We start from the raw sequence: 16,275 nt of genomic DNA, 5'->3' as shown, positions 1-16,275 counted from the left end.
CCGACGGAGGAGCACACGTGACCGTGGAGAGCACTGCCGCGCGCAAGCCGCGACGCAGCGCCGGTACGAAGAGCGCCGCAGGCGCCGCTGCCAAGCGCGCCGCCGCCAAGAAGTCGCCGAGCACACCGGGCTCCGAGCCCGAACTCGTACAACTGCTGACCCCGGAAGGCACCCGGGTCGAGGACGCCACGTACGACCCGTACGTCGCCGACATCACCCCCGACGAGCTGCGCGGTCTGTACCGGGACATGGTCCTGACCCGCCGCTTCGACGCCGAGGCCACCTCCCTGCAGCGCCAGGGCGAGCTGGGCCTGTGGGCGTCGCTGCTCGGCCAGGAGGCCGCCCAGATCGGCTCCGGCCGCGCCACCCGCGAGGACGACTACGTCTTCCCGACCTACCGCGAGCACGGCGTCGCCTGGTGCCGCGGGGTCGACCCGACCAACCTGCTCGGCATGTTCCGCGGCGTGAACAACGGCGGCTGGGACCCCAACAGCAACAACTTCCACCTCTACACGATCGTCATCGGCTCGCAGACGCTGCACGCCACCGGCTATGCCATGGGCATCGCCAAGGACGGCGCGGACTCGGCCGTGATCGCGTACTTCGGGGACGGCGCCTCCAGCCAGGGCGACGTCGCCGAATCGTTCACCTTCTCCGCGGTCTACAACGCCCCCGTGGTGTTCTTCTGCCAGAACAACCAGTGGGCCATCTCCGAGCCGACCGAGAAGCAGACCCGCGTCCCGCTCTACCAGCGCGCGCAGGGCTTCGGCTTCCCGGGCGTCCGCGTCGACGGCAACGACGTCCTCGCCTGCCTCGCCGTCACCAAGTGGGCCCTTGAGCGCGCCCGCCGCGGCGAGGGCCCCACCCTCGTGGAGGCGTACACCTACCGCATGGGCGCGCACACCACCTCCGACGACCCGAGCAAGTACCGGGCCGACGAGGAGCGCGAGGCGTGGGAGGCGAAGGACCCGATCCTGCGTCTGCGCACCTATCTCGAGGCCGCAAACCACGCGGACGAGGGATATTTCGCGGAACTCGAAGCCGAGAGCGAGGCGTTGGGCAAACGAGTGCGTGAAGTGGTGCGTGCCATGCCGGACCCGGACCACTTCGCCATCTTCGAGAACGCGTACGCGGACGGGCACGCGCTCGTCGACGAGGAGCGCGCCCAGTTCGCCGCCTACCAGGCGTCGTTCGCAGCCGAAGAGGAGGGCAAGTAGCGATGGCAGCAGAAAAGATGGCGCTGGCCAAGGCGATCAACGAGTCGCTGCGCACGGCCCTCGACACCGACCCCAAGGTCCTGATCATGGGCGAGGACGTCGGCAAGCTCGGCGGCGTCTTCCGCGTCACCGACGGCCTCCAGAAGGACTTCGGCGAGGACCGGGTCATCGACACCCCGCTCGCCGAGTCGGGCATCGTCGGCACCGCGATCGGCCTCGCCCTGCGCGGCTACCGCCCGGTGGTGGAGATCCAGTTCGACGGCTTCGTCTTCCCGGCCTACGACCAGATCGTCACGCAGCTCGCGAAGATGCACGCGCGGGCGCTCGGCAAGATCAAGCTCCCCGTCGTCATCCGCATTCCGTACGGCGGCGGCATCGGCGCCGTCGAGCACCACTCCGAGTCGCCCGAGGCGCTCTTCGCGCACGTGGCGGGCCTCAAGGTGGTCTCCCCCTCGAACGCCTCCGACGCGTACTGGATGATGCAGCAGGCCATCCAGAGCGACGACCCGGTGATCTTCTTCGAGCCGAAGCGGCGCTACTGGGACAAGGCCGAGGTCAACACGGAGGCGATCCCCGGCCCGCTGCACACCGCGCGCGTGGTCCGCGAGGGCTCCGACCTGACGCTCGCCGCGTACGGCCCGATGGTGAAGGTCTGCCTGGAGGCCGCCGCCGCCGCCCAGGAGGAGGGCAAGTCGCTGGAGGTCCTGGATCTGCGCTCGATGTCCCCCATCGACTTCGACTCCGTCCAGGCCTCGGTCGAGAAGACCCGCCGGCTGGTCGTGGTGCACGAGGCCCCGGTCTTCCTGGGTACGGGCGCGGAGATCGCCGCCCGCATCACGGAGCGGTGCTTCTACCACCTGGAGGCGCCCGTACTGCGGGTCGGCGGCTATCACGCCCCGTATCCGCCGGCGCGCCTGGAGGACGAGTATCTTCCGGGCCTGGACCGGGTGCTCGACGCCGTCGACCGCTCGCTTGCGTACTGAGGAGAGGGTCGTGACGACGATGACTGAGAACGCGTCGGGGCTCCGCGAGTTCAAGATGCCCGACGTGGGCGAGGGACTCACCGAGGCGGAGATCCTCAAGTGGTACGTCCAGCCCGGTGACACCGTCACGGACGGGCAGGTGGTGTGCGAGGTCGAGACGGCCAAGGCCGCCGTCGAGCTGCCCATCCCGTACAACGGGGTCGTCCACGAGCTGCGCTTCCCCGAGGGCACCACGGTCGACGTGGGCACGTCGATCATCGCGGTGAACGTGGGCGGGGGTGCGGTGGCGCCTGCCGCCGACGCTCCCGCTCAAGAGGCTCCGGTCCAGGAGACGCCCGCCGAAGAGGCCAAGCCCCAGGGCCGCACACCGGTGCTCGTGGGCTACGGGGTCGCCGAGTCCTCCACGAAGCGCCGCCCCCGCAAGGGAGCCGAGGTCCCGGCCCGGAAGCCGGAGCCCGAGGCCCCGGCGGGCACGTACTACGCGGCGAGCGCGATCCAGGCCGAGATGAACGGGCACTCCGCGCCCGCCGCCTCCCGCCCCCTCGCCAAGCCGCCGGTGCGCAAGCTGGCGAAGGACCTCGGGGTCGACCTCGCCACGGTCACGCCGTCCGGGCCGGACGGCATCATCACGCGCGAGGACGTGCACGCGGCGGTGGCGCCCCCGGCGCCGCAGCCGACGGTCGTGCAGACCCCGGCGGCTCCCGCCCCGGCACCCGCGCCCGTCAGCACGTACGACGGCGCCCGTGAGACCCGTGTCCCGGTCAAGGGTGTCCGCAAGATGACCGCCCAGGCGATGGTCGGCTCGGCGTTCACCGCGCCGCACGTCACGGAGTTCGTGACGATCGACGTGACGCGCACGATGAAGCTCGTCGAGGAGCTGAGGCAGGACAAGGAGATGCAGGGGCTGCGGGTGAACCCGCTGCTGCTCATCGCCAAGGCCCTGCTGGTCGCGATCAAGCGCAACCCCGACGTCAACGCGTCGTGGGACGAGGCCAACCAGGAGATCGTGCTCAAGCACTACGTGAACCTGGGCATCGCCGCGGCCACCCCGCGCGGCCTGATCGTCCCGAACATCAAGGACGCCCACGACAAGACGCTGCCGCAGCTGGCGCAGGCGCTCGGCGAGCTGGTGTCGACGGCCCGCGAGGGGAAGACCTCCCCGGCGGCGATGCAGGGCGGCACGGTCACGATCACCAACGTCGGCGTCTTCGGCGTGGACACGGGCACGCCGATCCTCAACCCCGGCGAGTCCGCGATCCTCGCGGTCGGTGCGATCAAGCTCCAGCCGTGGGTCCACAAGGGCAAGGTCAAGCCGCGCCAGGTGACGACACTGGCGCTGAGCTTCGACCACCGCCTGGTCGACGGCGAGCTGGGTTCCAAGGTCCTCGCCGACGTGGCGGCGATCCTGGAGCAGCCCAAGCGGCTGATCACCTGGGCCTGATCGGCCACGCGCAGCGGCGTATGGGTGGGGGCCGGCACTTTTCGTGCCGGGCCCCACCCATACGTACTGCCGCTACAGGCCTACAAGTCAGACCCGAGTCAGGCCTACGAGTCAGGCCTACAAGTAGGGCCCACCCGAGCGGCCACCCGCGCGCGGGTCGTCGCCATGCTCGTCGCCGACACCCGGCGGCAGGGCGCGGCGCATCTGCTCCAACTGGGCCCGGGCCGCCATCTGCTGGGCGAACAGGGTCGTCTGGATCCCGTGGAAGAGTCCCTCCAGCCAGCCCACCAACTGGGCCTGCGCGATGCGCAGTTCCGCGTCACTGGGGATTTGCTCGTCCGTGAAGGGCAGGGAGAGCCGCTCCAGCTCCTCGACGAGATCGGGGGCCAGGCCGTCCTCCAGCTCCTTCACCGAGCTGGCGTGGATCTCCTTGAGCCGGACCCGGCTCGCCTCGTCCAGAGGAGCCACACGGACCTCCTCCAGCAACTGCTTGATCATGCTTCCGATCCGCATGACCTTCGCCGGCTGCTCCACCATCTCCGTCACCGGAACCTCGCGGGAGTCCTCGTCGCCTCCGCCACCGATGGCCATTCCGTCCTGGCCCACGACCAGAATCTGGGGGTTCTCCGGCGACCGTTCGTTCCTCGGCATCTCCATGCAGCCATTCTCTCGCACGCGTAGTCCACACCACGGTGGTGCCCCCTCCGGAGCCTGATCCACCGTTTACGACGCGGCTGCTTGCGTCCGTACGGCCTCACGGCCGGCCCCCGACCGGCGGCGGCTCGGTCGCGGCGGCCCGGGCGAGCCGCAGCAGCCGCGCCTCGCAGTGGTCGAGCCAGCGGACCTCGGCCTCCGCACGGAAGATCAGCCGCTCGACGACGAGCAGAGCGGCCACCTCGTCACGGTGCCGCGGCGCCGGGGCCAGCGCGCGGGCCCGCAGCCGGGCGTACGTCCGCATCGCCTCCGTCAGATGGTGGCGCTGGACCTCCACCACTTCGCGGACGTCGACGCCGGGCGCCCCGACCGCCATCGCCAGCTTGATGGCCAGTTCGTCGCGCGGCGGGCTCGTGCGCTCCACGGGCCGCGCGAACCAGGCCCGCAGCTCGGTGCGGCCGGCCTCGGTCAGCGCGTACAGGACGTGTCCCGCCCGGTCCGCGCCCTGCTGGGCGATCAGGCCGTCCCGTTCCAGACGGCCGAGCGTCGTGTAGACCTGGCCGACGTTCAGCGGCCAGGTGGATCCGGTGCGCGACTCGAACTCGTTCCGCAGCCGCGCACCGTAGCGGGGGCCGCGCTCCAGGAGCGTCAGCAGACCGTGGCGTATCGACATACCCGGTATCTCTAGCGGGCGGCCCGGGGCACGCCAAGGGGCGCCGGGGGGAAGCTGCCGAGATGCCGGAGGCGGGGGGCCGTGTGAGGCTGGTCCCGCCGATCTCGGTGATCTCGGCGAACCGTCCGATGTCGGCACACCGTCCTCGCGCACCCGTCCTCGCGCATCCGCCTTCTCGCATCCGCACCGGGAGGGGGTCACCGGCGTGACTCCATGGCTTCGCACCCTGCGCGTGACCGGGCTGCTGCTGGTCCTGGCCACCGGCGCCGTCCCCACCGCGTACGCCCCGTACACCGCGCACGCCGCCGCGCCCGCCCCCGCCCCCACCGCCTCCCGGGCCGGAAGCCTCCCGGGAGAGGGCCGCGAACGGCCCGGCCGCGAGGACCCGGTGGCGCGGGACGAGGACGGGGTGGACGAGGACGGGGTGGACGAGGACGACGACGGGGTCGCGGACCAGGAGGACCAGGAGACCGGCCAGGAGGCCAGCCCGGAGGCCACTGTCACGCCCGTGCCGTCGCAGAACGCCGCGATCCCCGTCCGGCGGAGCGTCGTGCCGCCCGTGCCCGCCGAGGAACCCGTCCTGCGGATCGTGTCCCTCGGCAGCGGGCTGATCCTCGTCGGCCTGGGCCTCGGGCTGGCCTTCGTGGCGCTGCGCGTGCGGCGCGGCTGAGGCGGTCCGCCGCGCTACGGCGCGACGAGCAGCACCTTCCCGATGTTGCCGCTCTCCTCCAGCACCCGGTGGGCCGCCGCCGCGTCGCTCATCGGCAGCTCGCGGTCGACGACCGGCCGTACGCGACCGGCCGCGATCAGCGGCCACACGTGCTCGCGTACGGCCGCCACGATGGCCGTCTTCTCGCCGAGCGGCCGGGCGCGCAGCGAGGTCGCGCTGATCGCGGCGCGCTTGCCCAGGAGCGTCGCGATGTTCAGCTCGCCCTTGATGCCGCCCTGCATGCCGATGATCGCGAGGCGTCCGTTGACCGCGAGGGCCCGCACGTTGCGGTCCAGGTACTTGGCGCCCATGTTGTCGAGGATGACGTCCGCGCCCGCGCCGTCCGTGACCCGCTCGATCTCCTCGACGAAGTCCTGCTCGCGGTAGTTGATCAGGATGTCCGCGCCGAGCTCGGAGCAGAAGTCGAGCTTCTCCTTGGTGCCCGCCGTGACGGCGACCTTCGCACCGACGGCCTTGGCGAGCTGGATCGCCATGGTGCCGATGCCACTGGAGCCGCCGTGCACGAGGAGGGTCTCGCCGGGGTGCAGATGGCTGACCATGAACACGTTCGACCACACGGTGCACGTCACCTCGGGCAGCGCCGCCGCCTGCCTGAGGTCGAGGCCCTCGGGCACGGGCAGCAGCTGCCCGGCCGGGACGGCGACCTTCTCGGCGTATCCGCCGCCCGCGAGCAGCGCGCACACCTCGTCGCCGACGGACCAGCCGGTGACGTTCGCACCGAGCGCGGTGATACGGCCCGAGCACTCGAGACCGGGGTACGGGGAGGCGCCGGGGGGCGGGTTGTAGAAGCCCTGCCGCTGCAGCAGGTCGGCGCGGTTGACGGCGCTGGCCACCACCTCGACCAGGACCTCGCCCTCGCCGGGCACAGGGTCCGGGACCTCGTCCCACACCAGCGCCTCGGGCCCACCAGGTTCAGGAATCGTGATCGCGTACATGAGGGGGACGCTACTCCTCGCGGTAATTCGGATGCGGGCGCCCTTCGGGCCGAGGCACGGTGGAGTACGGCGGCCGCGCGCGTCCTTGCGATTCCCCGGGCCGCGAGCGATGAGTTCACGCCTCGGCGGCGGTCTTCCCTCTGGTAGCCGCGTCCACGGATTCCGCAGCCGAGCACACCGAGAACACCGAGTCCGTGGACGACACCGAGTACGCGCACGACGCGGAAGGACCCACGACATGAGCGCACAGACGTCCGGCCCGGCGATCGAGACCGCGGGGCTGGTGAAGACGTTCGGCGAGACCCGGGCCGTCGACGGCGTCGACCTCTCCGTACCCGCCGGCATGGTCTACGGGGTCCTCGGTCCCAACGGCGCGGGCAAGACCACCACCGTCAAGATGCTGGCCACGCTGTTGCGCCCGGACGGCGGCCAGGCACACGTCTTCGGCCGTGACGTCGTACGGGAGGCCGACCATGTGCGCGGCCGGGTCAGCCTCACCGGGCAGTACGCGTCCGTCGACGAGGACCTGACCGGCACCGAGAACCTGGTGCTGCTCGGCAGGCTCCTCGGGTACGGCAAGCGGGCCGCACAGCTGCGTTCGGCCCAGCTGCTGGAGGCGTTCGGGCTGGCCGAGGCCGCGGGGAAGCAGATCAAGCACTACTCGGGCGGTATGCGGCGCCGTATCGACATCGCCGCGTCCATCCTCAACACGCCCGACCTGCTCTTCCTCGACGAGCCGACGACCGGTCTCGACCCGCGCAGCCGCAACCAGGTGTGGGACATCGTGCGCGCGGTGGTCGCCCAGGGCACGACCGTGCTGCTCACCACGCAGTACCTGGACGAGGCCGACCAGCTGGCGTCCCGGATCGCCGTCATCGACAAGGGCCGGGTGATCGCGGAGGGCACCAAGGGCGAGCTGAAGGCGTCCGTCGGCGCCGGTTCCGTCCATCTGCGGCTGCGCGACCCGGCCCAGCGCCCCGAGGCCGAGCAGGTGCTGCGGCTGGCCCTGGACGCCGAGGTGCAGCTGGAGCCCGATCCGGTGGCCCTGACGGCCCGCGTCGGCACGGGCGGGACCAACGGCCAGGGGGCGGTGGAGCAGGCCGCGCGGGCGCTCGCCGAACTGGCCCGCACCGGCGTCGTCGTCGACAACTTCTCGCTGGGCCAGCCCAGCCTGGACGAGGTCTTCCTCGCCCTCACCGGCCATCACACCGAACCCGTCAAGGACGAGGAGGCGGCGGCATGAGCACCGCGACGACCACCGAGAGCCAGGACCTCGCCCCCGTCAGCGCCGAGTCGCTGGCCACGCTGCTCCTGTCCAAGGAACGGCCGCCGCGGCCCAGCGCCCTGTCGACGTCGCTGACCTTCGGCTGGCGGGCGATCCTCAAGATCAAGCACGTACCGGAACAGCTCTTCGACGTCACCGCCTTCCCGATCATGATGGTGCTGATGTACACGTACCTGTTCGGCGGTGCGCTGGCCGGTTCGCCGAAGGAGTACATCCAGTTCCTGCTGCCGGGCATCCTCGTGCTGTCGGTCGTGATGATCACGATGTACACGGGCGTCTCGGTCAACACCGACATCGAGAAGGGTGTCTTCGACCGCTTCCGTACGCTGCCGATCTGGCGGCCGTCGACGATGGTCGGCTATCTCCTCGGCGACGCCCTGCGCTACACGATGGCGTCCGTGGTCATGCTCACCGTCGGAATCATCCTGGGCTACCGCCCCGACGGCGGAGTCCTCGGCGTACTCGCCGGAATCGCGGTGCTGCTGGTCTTCTCGTTCGCGTTCTCGTGGATCTGGACCATGTTCGGCCTGCTGCTGCGCACCGAGAAGTCAGTGATGGGGGTCAGCATGATGGTCATCTTCCCGCTCACGTTCCTGTCCAACGTGTTCGTCGAACCGAAGACCATGCCGGGCTGGCTGCAGGCCTTCGTCAACAACAGCCCGATCACCCATCTGTCGTCCGCCGTGCGCGGCCTGATGGGCGGCGACTGGCCGGGCGCCGAGGTCGCCTGGTCACTGGGCTGGTCCGCGCTGTTCCTGGCGGTCTTCGGCCCGGTCACCATGCGGCTCTACAACCGCAAGTAGCCCGCTCGCCTGCCGCTGCTCCGGTTCAGTCCCGGGGCAGCGGCCGGGTGTCGGGCGCCGTCTGTTTGGCCGCGGTCACCCGCACGATCGTGATCAGCCGGTCCGTCAGCTCCAGGGTCCCGAGGTCCGGATCGTCGTATCCGAGCACCCGATGCCCTCGTACGACGCTCACCACCAGGTCCTCGGTGTCCCGCACCCCGCGCCCCACCTCGGCCTTGGTGACCGGCCTCTCGGTGATGTCCAGGCCGCTGCCCTGCTGGATGAGGTCCTCCATGACCATGCCCGCGCTGGGGCTGAGCACGGAGAGGCCGAGCAGCCGTCCGGCCGCGCTGGCGCTGGTGATCACGGCGTCGGCGCCGGACTGCCGCAGCAGCGGCGCGTTCTCCTCCTCGCGCACGGCCGCGACGATCTTCGCCGTTCGGTTGAGCTGCCGCGCGGTCAGGGTGACCAGCACCGCGGTGTCGTCGCGCTGCGTCGCGATGATGATCTGCCGCGCGTTGCGCACCTCGGCCCGTGCCAGCACATCACTGCGGGTCGCGTCCCCGACGACCCCGGCATACCCCTCGGCGGTCGCCGCCTCGACCACCTTCGCGTCGGGGTCGACCACGATGACCTGGTCCTTCCTCAGCGGCGCCGCTGAGGCCGCACAGACGGTCTCGATGGCCGAACGCCCCTTGGTCCCGAAGCCGATGACAATGGTGTGATCGCGCAAGGCCGCCCTCCAGCGGTTCAGACGCCACTCCTCCCGGGTGCGTTCGGTGAGGACCTCCAGCGTGGTGCCGACCAGGATGATCAGGAACAGCACGCGCAGCGGTGTGATGACGAAGATGTTGGTGATCCGGGCCGCGTCGCTGACCGGTGTGACGTCGCCGTATCCCGTGGTGGAGAGGGTGACCGTCGCGTAGTAGAGGGCGTCGAGCAGGTCGACGGCGCCGTCGGAGTTGTCGTTGTAGCCGTCCCCGTCGAGCCAGACGATGAACGCGGTCGCGACCAGCACCAGCAGGGCCATGGCCAACCGCCTGCCGACCTGCAGGAGCGGACGGGCGACCACCTTTCTCGGGAGCGTCACATGGTGGATCACGAGACGCTCGTCCGGCTGACGCGCGATCGCGTCACGGCCCGGAAGTTTCACGTGAAACACTCCCCGATGCCGGCCATCGCCCAGGGCAGATCGAGCAGTTCGAGCTCCTGACCCGGACGGGCGCCGCCCGGCGGTACGACCGCAAGGGCGTCCGCCGCGGCGATACCGCGCAGCATGGCCGGGCCGTTGAAGTGCAGCGGCACCGCCTCGTCGGCGCGCAGCACCACGGGGATGAGCCGGGTGTCGTACGGATGCCCGTGCACCTCGTCCTTGAGAGGCAGCGTGTACGGTTCCGGGGCCGCGCGCCCCGCCAGGGTGCGCAGGAGGGGCTCGGCGAGCGTGAGCAGCCCGGAGACGGCGGCCAGCGGGTTGCCGGGCAGGCCGACGAGATGCTGATCGTCCCTCGTGCGGGCCAGGAGCATGGGGTGGCCGGGGCGCACCTTGACGCCGTCCACGAGGAGTTCGGCGCCGATGCGGCGCAGGGTGGGGTGGACGTGGTCGACGGGGCCGGCGGCGGTGCCTCCGGTCGTGACGATCAGATCCGCGCCGGAGCCGGTGATCGCCCGGTGCAGTGCCTCGGCGTCGTCGCCCAGCCTGCGCACGGCGACGACCTCGGCGCCGAGCGCCCGCAGCCAGGGTGGCAGCATGGGGCCGAGCGCGTCCCGGATGAGCCCGTCGTGAGGCAGTCCGGCGGTCAGCAACTCGTCGCCCAGTACGAGGACTTCGGCGCGCGGGCGCGGCACGGCGGAGACGGTGTCGTACCCGGCTGCCGCGGCGAGCCCGAGCACCGCCGGTGTGACCACCGTGGCGGTGGGCAGCAGGCGGTCGCCGCTGCGGCACTCCTGGCCGCGCGGCCGGATGTCCTGCCCGTGGGCCGGTTCCCGGGTGGCGTGCAGCCGGCCTCTGCCGTCCGTCTGTCCGTGCTCGCTGCGCAGCACGGACGTGGTGTCCTGCGGGATGCGTGCGCCGGTCGCGATCGGCATCGCCTCGCCGTCGGTGAGCGGCTGCGGCTGCGCGTGGCCGGCGAGCGCCCCCTCCTCCCGTACGTCCCAGGGGCCGGGCCCGGCGACCGCCCAGCCGTCCATGGCGGAGGTGTCGAAGGAGGGGAGGTCGGTGAGCGCGGTGAGGGGAGCGGCGAGGACGAGGCCGAGGGCGGCGTCCAGGGGCACGGAGACGGGGGCCCGGCGCGGTACGGAGCGGGCGGCCCGCTCGGCGGTGACGCGGGCCTCGGGCCACGGGGTGGCTTTGTGATGGGCACCACCCTTGCCGGGGTGGGCGCCCTGAGAGGAGGGGGCGGGGATGTCGGCGCCGGGGGTGCGAAGGGGGTCGCGTGGGCCCGCCTCCCTCACCAGGGCGAGGGCCTCCTCCACGTCGAGGTCCTGTGCGTCCTGCGCGTCGTGCCGCGGGCCGGGCCCCGGCTCCCGCGGCCCGCGGTCGCCCGTGTCCTTCACCAAGGCGAGGGCCTCCTCCACGTCGAGTTCGTCGGCGTCGCGGCCGGCCCGGGCACGCGGCGCGGTCATCCGGCGCCGGGCCGATCGCCGGGACCGGTTCCGGCCTCGGTGCCGGGCTCGGTCTCCGTCACGGGGCCGGGCTTGGCGTCGCTCACCGAGCCGGGCTTGGCGTCGGGAGCGTCCTCGTCGGCCCAGCGCAGCGCCAGCGCCGCGGCCTTGCGGGCGGCCTCGGCCACGGCTTCGGGTCCTCCGCGCGCCTGCGCCGCCGCGTACCCCACGAGGAACGTGGTCAGCGGCGCCGCGGGCCGCGCCACACCGTGCGCGGCATCACGGGCCAGATCGAGCAGGACGCCGGTGTCGACGTCCAGATCGATGCCCAGTTCGTCCTTGACTGCGGAAATCCATTCATCCAACACGTGCCCATGCTCCCTGATACGTGCCCGGGCGACAGCGATGTCGTCCCAGGTGTCGCAGTCGAAGGACGCGACCGGGTCGGAGATACGAGTGAGATCGAGCGCCCCGGTGAGCCGCCGAAGCGGCAGCCCGTCCAGACCGCCGTACTCGGCTACGAGCACCGCCAGTTCACGCCGCAGCGAGGCGACACGGTAGGCGGCCACGAGGGGTTGGTCCCGCCCGTCGGGGTCGGTGAGCATGACGCCGTCGGGGCGGGTGAGCGCGGCGCCTTCGGGGTCGGGCGAGTTGCGGGTGGGGTCGACGGACGCGACGTCCGGGCGGGGCGATTCGCCGTCAGGGCCGACGGGAGCCCCCTCGAGAGCGTCCCTCTCGAGCGAAGCCGTGCGCGGGCGCGGTGCGCCGGAGCCTTGCGCTGCCACCGGCGAGTCGTTCGGCCGGCTCCCGGGGCCAAGGAGGCCCTCCCCGGAGGTGTCCGCCCGAAGCCCCGCCACCAGGCGCCGGACCGTCGTCCCGGCCAGGAACGGCAGGTCGGCGGAGAGTACGACGACGTACTGCGCCGAGGTGTGCCGCAGGCCGGCGGCGAGAGCGGCGAGGGGGCCGCCGCCGGGTGGGTCCTCGCGGGCCCAGGTCACGGAGCGGGCGGTCGGTCTGGGCTCGGCCACGACGACCGTGACGGCGGCACCCGAGCACGCGGCCAGTACCCGGTCGAGCAACGGACGACCACCCACGCGCACGCCGGGCTTGTCGGCTCCGCCGAGCCGCCGGGCAGCGCCTCCGGCGAGCACGACGGCGTCGTAGTCGGCGGCGCCCGGGGGCTCGTACGCGTTCATCCCCCGAGTATGAGCGCCTGAAGGATCATGTCCACCCCCGTGCACAGCATGTGGACGGGGGCTCGCGGCGACTACAGCGTGCGCAGCAGCACCGCCGGCTGTTCCACGCAGTCCGCGACATAGCGCAGGAAACCGCCTGCCGTGCCGCCGTCGCACACCCGGTGGTCGAAGGTGAGCGAGAGCTGGACGACCTGGCGCACCGCCAGCTCACCCTGGTGCACCCACGGCTTGGGCACGATCCTGCCGACGCCCAGCATGGCGGCCTCGGGGTGGTTGATGATCGGCGTGGAGCCGTCGACGCCGAACACCCCGTAGTTGTTCAACGTGAAGGTGCCGCCCGTGAGTTCCCCGGGCGTCAGCTTCCCGGCGCGCGCCGCCTCGGTGAGCCTGGCGAACTCCCCGCTCAGCGACTCGGCACTGCGCGCGTGCGCGTCCCGTACCACGGGGACGACGAGCCCCCGCTCCGTCTGCGCGGCGAAACCCAGGTGCACCCGGTCGAGCCGTACGACCTCGCGGGCTTCCATGTCGACCGTCGAGTTGAGCTCGGGGAAGCGGAGCAGCGCGGCGGTGGTGATGCGGGCGAGCAGCGCCAGCAGCGAGATCTTCGGGCCACCCGCGGCGTTCATGGCCACGCGCGCGTGCATGAGTTCCGTCGCGTCGGCGTCCACCCAGCAGGTGGCGTCGGGGATCTCCCGGCGGCTGCGGGAGAGCTTGTCGGCGACGGCTCCCCGCACCCCGCGCAGCGGGACACGAACGCCCTCGCCCCGGCCGGCGGGAACGGCGGCGGGCGCGGGCAGCGCCTGCACGGACTGCGCGTGCACGGACTCCGCCGGTGCGGCCGGTGCGTGCATCGGCGCGGCCTGTGGTCCCGCGTGGACCGACCGTCCCTGCGTGGCCGCCGCCCGCAGCGCGTACTCGACGTCCGCCCGCAGGATCAGTCCCTCGGGCCCCGATCCCTCAAGCTCCCGCAGGTCCACCCCGTTTTCCCGGGCGAGCCGACGCACGAGCGGGGAGATCACCGCCACGGGCCCCTCCGGCCGCTCCACCGGGGCGGCGGGGGCCGGGTCGGGCACTGCCCGCTCGGCTGGACGTACCGAAGCCGTGTGCTGGGGCCGCACCCTCCTGCGCCGCGCGGGCGCCGCCCCCGTGCCGTATCCCACCAGCACGTTGCCGGAGGTCTCGCCGCTCTCCGCGGACACCGCACCCGAGAGCGCCTCGGTGGGCGCACCCACCGCGACCGTGAGCAGCGGTGATCCCACGGGCAGTTCCGTGCCCTCCTCGCCGAAGCGGGCGGTGACCACACCGCCGTAGGGGCACGGCACCTCGACCATCGCCTTGGCCGTCTCGACCTCGACGACGGGCTGGTCGACCGCGACGACGTCCCCGATCTCCACCAGCCAGCGGACGATCTCCGCCTCGGTGAGGCCCTCGCCGAGGTCGGGGAGCTTGAACTCCAGCACCTGCGCCATCAGTTGTCCGCCTCCCACTGCAGACGCCCCACGGCGTCCAGAATCCGGTCGACGCCGGGCAGGTGGTGCCGCTCCAGCATCGGCGGCGGGTACGGGATGTCGAACCCGGCCACACGCAGCACCGGCGCCTCCAGATGATGGAAGCAGCGCTCCGTGATCCGGGACGCTATCTCCCCGCCCGGTCCGCCGTACCCACCCGACTCGTGCACGACGACCGCGCGTCCGGTCCGTCGTACGGACGCGGCGACCGTCTCGTCGTCGAACGGCACCAGGGAGCGCACGTCGACGACTTCGAGGTCCCAGCCCTCCGCCCGCGCCGCCTCGGCGGCTTCGAGGCAGACCGGCACCGACGGCCCGTACGTGATGAGCGTGGCGCTCCGGCCCGAGCGCCGCACCACCGCGCGGCCTATCGGCTCAACGGCCGGCGGCTCCTCCGAGTTCCAGGAGTCCTTCGACCAGTACAGCCGCTTGGGCTCCAGGACGACGACCGGGTCGTCGGAGGCGATGGCCGCGCGCAGCAGCCCGTAGGCGTCGGCGACCGTGGCGGGTGTGACGACATGGAGCCCCGGAGTCGCCATGTAGTACGCCTCGGAGGAGTCGCTGTGGTGCTCGACTCCGCCGATGCCGCCGCCGTAGGGCACACGGATGGTGATCGGCAGAGGCATCGCGCCGCGGGTGCGGTTGCGCATGCGGGCGACGTGCGAGATGAGCTGCTCGAACGCCGGGTAGGCGAACGCGTCGAACTGCATCTCGACGACCGGCCGCAGCCCGTACATCGCCATGCCGACGGCCGCGCCGAGGATGCCCGCCTCGGCGAGCGGGGTGTCGGTGCAGCGGTCCTCGCCGAACTCCTTGGCGAGCCCGTCGGTGACCCGGAAGACGCCGCCGAGGGTGCCGACGTCCTCGCCCATGACGTGGACCGTCGGGTCCTCGGCCATGGCGTCGCGCAGCGCGCGCCCGAGGGCCTGCGCCATGGTGGCCGGTTTGAGGGCAACGGTGGTCATCGCCCGGCTCCTTCCGGCCCGTGCGCGTGCGTGTGCCCGTGCTCGTGCGATCCGTCCGCCTCGGCGTCGAGCTCGGCCCGCAGCAGGGCCTCCTGCTCGCGCAGTTGCGGTGTGGGCTCGGCATACACATGGGCGAACAGATCCATGGGGTCGAGCACCGGGTCCTGGTTCATGCGCTCACGCAGGTCCGCGGCCATCGCCTCGGCGGCGTCGCGTGCGGTGCGCATGCCCTCCTCGTCGAGCAGACCTCGCTCGGTCAGCTCGTGCTCGAGGAGAGCGATCGGGTCGTGCCCGCGCCAGGTCTCGACCTCGGTGTCGCCGCGGTAGCGGGTCGCGTCGTCGGCGTTGGTGTGGGCGTCGATGCGGTAGGTCACCGCCTCCACGAGCGTCGGACCGCCACCCGCACGTGCGTGGGCGACGGCTTCGCTCAGCACCTGGTGCACGGCGGCCGCGTCGTTGCCGTCGACCAGGCGGCCCGGCATGCCGTAACCGACGGCCTTGTGGGCCAGCGACGGCGCCGCGGTCTGCTTGGCGAGCGGGACGGAGATCGCGAAACCGTTGTTCTGCACGAGGAAGACGACCGGGGCCTGCCAGACGGCGGCGAAGTTCAGTGCCTCGTGGAAGTCGCCCTCACTGGTGCCGCCGTCGCCGACCAGGGCGAGCGCGACCACGTCGTCACCCTTGAGACGGGCGGCGTGCGCGAGGCCCACGGCGTGCGGGAGCTGCGTCGCGAGGGGGGTGCACAGCGGCGCGATGCGGTGCTCGCGCGGGTCGTAGCCGGTGTGCCAGTCGCCGCGCAGCAGGGTGAGAGCCTGCACGGGGTCGAGGCCGCGGGCGACGGCCGCGAGGGTGTCGCGGTAGCTCGGGAAGAGCCAGTCGTGCTCCTGGAGGACCAGCGCGGCGGCGACCTCGCAGGCCTCCTGGCCGGTGCTGGAGGGGTACACGGCGAGACGGCCCTGCTTGGTGAGGGCGGTGGCCTGCGTGTTGTAGCGGCGGCCGCGCACCAGCTCCGCGTACAGACGGCGCAGCAGACCCGGGTCGACCTGTCCGGCCGCCTCGGTGCCGAGCACGCGGTACGGCAGCGCGTCGGGCAGCAGCGGCGCGGGGTCGGTACGGGGCTGCCAGGCGGGCGGCGGCGTTGGCCGATATGCGCCTCGCTGCTCCATGACCGTCATGACGGCACCTCCTCGTGGGAGCGGCTGAAGAGACGCGTCGGTTGTGATGCGCCTCACCTACCGATTGTTCGGTCGTCGGCACATTTTGGCTACAGACCCCACCAAGCTGTGGACAAACGGTTCTGCACAG

General features: G+C 72.1%; 15 protein-coding genes. 6 read left to right on the top strand and 9 right to left on the bottom strand.

Features of this window, described 5'->3' with window-relative positions; translation table 11 throughout:
• Nucleotides 1-17: 17 nt before the first annotated feature.
• Genes pdhA (ACN6LB_RS14380) through ACN6LB_RS14370 form a run of 3 tightly spaced genes read left to right on the top strand, consistent with a single transcriptional unit; the run spans nucleotide 18 to nucleotide 3,641 of the window.
• Nucleotides 18-1,217: a pyruvate dehydrogenase (acetyl-transferring) E1 component subunit alpha gene (pdhA, locus tag ACN6LB_RS14380; protein WP_356134269.1), complete on the top strand. Its 1,200-nt coding sequence runs from the start codon at nucleotides 18-20 to the stop codon at nucleotides 1,215-1,217.
• Between the two features lie 2 nt (nucleotides 1,218-1,219).
• Nucleotides 1,220-2,200, top strand: a complete 981-nt coding sequence (locus ACN6LB_RS14375; RefSeq protein WP_356134267.1) for an alpha-ketoacid dehydrogenase subunit beta — start codon at nucleotides 1,220-1,222, stop codon at nucleotides 2,198-2,200.
• Nucleotides 2,201-2,210: 10 nt separating this feature from the next.
• The gene (locus tag ACN6LB_RS14370) at nucleotides 2,211-3,641 is read left to right on the top strand and encodes a dihydrolipoamide acetyltransferase family protein (protein WP_445026130.1); all 1,431 of its coding nucleotides are present in this window, start codon (nucleotides 2,211-2,213) and stop codon (nucleotides 3,639-3,641) included.
• A gap of 117 nt (nucleotides 3,642-3,758) precedes the next feature.
• On the opposite strand, the gene ACN6LB_RS14365 is transcribed toward ACN6LB_RS14370, so the two are convergent.
• Nucleotides 3,759-4,298: a bacterial proteasome activator family protein gene (locus ACN6LB_RS14365; protein WP_356134262.1), complete on the bottom strand. Its 540-nt coding sequence runs from the start codon at nucleotides 4,296-4,298 to the stop codon at nucleotides 3,759-3,761.
• Between the two features lie 97 nt (nucleotides 4,299-4,395).
• A complete protein-coding gene (locus tag ACN6LB_RS14360) occupies nucleotides 4,396-4,968 on the bottom strand; it encodes a PadR family transcriptional regulator (RefSeq protein WP_445026129.1) in 573 nt (190 codons plus the stop codon).
• 205 nt (nucleotides 4,969-5,173) lie between these two features.
• Between ACN6LB_RS14360 and ACN6LB_RS14355 the strand changes: the two genes are divergently transcribed.
• Nucleotides 5,174-5,638 (top strand): hypothetical protein, encoded by a 465-nt coding sequence (locus ACN6LB_RS14355; RefSeq protein ID WP_445026128.1) that lies wholly within the window; start codon nucleotides 5,174-5,176, stop codon nucleotides 5,636-5,638.
• 14 nt (nucleotides 5,639-5,652) lie between these two features.
• Here ACN6LB_RS14355 and ACN6LB_RS14350 read toward each other — a convergent pair whose 3' ends face one another.
• The gene (locus ACN6LB_RS14350) at nucleotides 5,653-6,633 is read right to left on the bottom strand and encodes an NAD(P)H-quinone oxidoreductase (protein ID WP_445026127.1); all 981 of its coding nucleotides are present in this window, start codon (nucleotides 6,631-6,633) and stop codon (nucleotides 5,653-5,655) included.
• A gap of 238 nt (nucleotides 6,634-6,871) precedes the next feature.
• On the opposite strand from ACN6LB_RS14350, the gene ACN6LB_RS14345 reads away from it, so the two are divergent.
• Entirely contained in the window at nucleotides 6,872-7,876 is a 1,005-nt protein-coding gene (locus ACN6LB_RS14345) for an ATP-binding cassette domain-containing protein (RefSeq protein WP_445026126.1), read from the top strand.
• Nucleotides 7,873-8,721, top strand: coding sequence for an ABC transporter permease (locus ACN6LB_RS14340; RefSeq protein WP_356134251.1), 849 nt, complete (start codon nucleotides 7,873-7,875; stop codon nucleotides 8,719-8,721). Before ACN6LB_RS14345 ends, ACN6LB_RS14340 begins: the two co-directional genes overlap by 4 nt.
• A gap of 25 nt (nucleotides 8,722-8,746) precedes the next feature.
• Here ACN6LB_RS14340 and ACN6LB_RS14335 read toward each other — a convergent pair whose 3' ends face one another.
• The 6 genes from ACN6LB_RS14335 to pdhA (ACN6LB_RS14310) all read right to left on the bottom strand — a co-directional run bounded on the left by ACN6LB_RS14335 (nucleotide 8,747) and on the right by pdhA (ACN6LB_RS14310) (nucleotide 16,145).
• Nucleotides 8,747-9,853 (bottom strand): potassium channel family protein, encoded by a 1,107-nt coding sequence (locus tag ACN6LB_RS14335; protein ID WP_356134249.1) that lies wholly within the window; start codon nucleotides 9,851-9,853, stop codon nucleotides 8,747-8,749.
• Nucleotides 9,850-11,322, bottom strand: coding sequence for a molybdopterin molybdotransferase MoeA (locus ACN6LB_RS14330; protein ID WP_445026125.1), 1,473 nt, complete (start codon nucleotides 11,320-11,322; stop codon nucleotides 9,850-9,852). The genes ACN6LB_RS14335 and ACN6LB_RS14330 overlap by 4 nt, the downstream gene beginning before the upstream one ends.
• Entirely contained in the window at nucleotides 11,319-12,497 is a 1,179-nt protein-coding gene (locus ACN6LB_RS14325) for an NTP transferase domain-containing protein (protein WP_445026124.1), read from the bottom strand. The genes ACN6LB_RS14330 and ACN6LB_RS14325 overlap by 4 nt, the downstream gene beginning before the upstream one ends.
• 71 nt (nucleotides 12,498-12,568) lie before the next feature.
• Nucleotides 12,569-13,966 carry a dihydrolipoamide acetyltransferase family protein gene (locus ACN6LB_RS14320; RefSeq protein WP_445026123.1) on the bottom strand — a complete coding sequence of 466 codons (1,398 nt, stop codon included), beginning with the start codon at nucleotides 13,964-13,966 and terminating at the stop codon, nucleotides 12,569-12,571.
• Nucleotides 13,966-14,970: an alpha-ketoacid dehydrogenase subunit beta gene (locus ACN6LB_RS14315; protein WP_445026122.1), complete on the bottom strand. Its 1,005-nt coding sequence runs from the start codon at nucleotides 14,968-14,970 to the stop codon at nucleotides 13,966-13,968. The genes ACN6LB_RS14320 and ACN6LB_RS14315 overlap by 1 nt, the downstream gene beginning before the upstream one ends.
• Complete coding sequence (gene pdhA, locus ACN6LB_RS14310; protein ID WP_445026121.1) at nucleotides 14,967-16,145, bottom strand: pyruvate dehydrogenase (acetyl-transferring) E1 component subunit alpha; 1,179 nt, start codon at nucleotides 16,143-16,145, stop codon at nucleotides 14,967-14,969. Before pdhA (ACN6LB_RS14310) ends, ACN6LB_RS14315 begins: the two co-directional genes overlap by 4 nt.
• Between the last annotated feature and the right edge of the window lie 130 nt (nucleotides 16,146-16,275).

It is taken from the genome of Streptomyces sp. SAS_270 (assembly GCF_052543295.1).
This window is presented reverse-complemented; position numbering and strand designations above follow the sequence as displayed.

Bases quoted from the DNA above. Each gene is read 5' to 3' on its own strand.
- pdhA (WP_445026121.1), bottom strand. From the start codon at position 16,145: ATGACGGTCATGGAGCAGCGAGGCGCATATCGGCCAACGCCGCCGCCC.
- ACN6LB_RS14365 (WP_356134262.1), bottom strand. From the start codon at position 4,298: ATGGAGATGCCGAGGAACGAACGGTCGCCGGAGAACCCCCAGATTCTG.
- ACN6LB_RS14340 (WP_356134251.1), top strand. From the start codon at position 7,873: ATGAGCACCGCGACGACCACCGAGAGCCAGGACCTCGCCCCCGTCAGC.
- ACN6LB_RS14325 (WP_445026124.1), bottom strand. From the start codon at position 12,497: ATGAACGCGTACGAGCCCCCGGGCGCCGCCGACTACGACGCCGTCGTG.
- ACN6LB_RS14360 (WP_445026129.1), bottom strand. From the start codon at position 4,968: ATGTCGATACGCCACGGTCTGCTGACGCTCCTGGAGCGCGGCCCCCGC.
- ACN6LB_RS14345 (WP_445026126.1), top strand. From the start codon at position 6,872: ATGAGCGCACAGACGTCCGGCCCGGCGATCGAGACCGCGGGGCTGGTG.
- ACN6LB_RS14315 (WP_445026122.1), bottom strand. From the start codon at position 14,970: ATGACCACCGTTGCCCTCAAACCGGCCACCATGGCGCAGGCCCTCGGG.
- ACN6LB_RS14320 (WP_445026123.1), bottom strand. From the start codon at position 13,966: ATGGCGCAGGTGCTGGAGTTCAAGCTCCCCGACCTCGGCGAGGGCCTC.
- ACN6LB_RS14330 (WP_445026125.1), bottom strand. From the start codon at position 11,322: ATGACCGCGCCGCGTGCCCGGGCCGGCCGCGACGCCGACGAACTCGAC.
- ACN6LB_RS14350 (WP_445026127.1), bottom strand. From the start codon at position 6,633: ATGTACGCGATCACGATTCCTGAACCTGGTGGGCCCGAGGCGCTGGTG.
- ACN6LB_RS14375 (WP_356134267.1), top strand. From the start codon at position 1,220: ATGGCAGCAGAAAAGATGGCGCTGGCCAAGGCGATCAACGAGTCGCTG.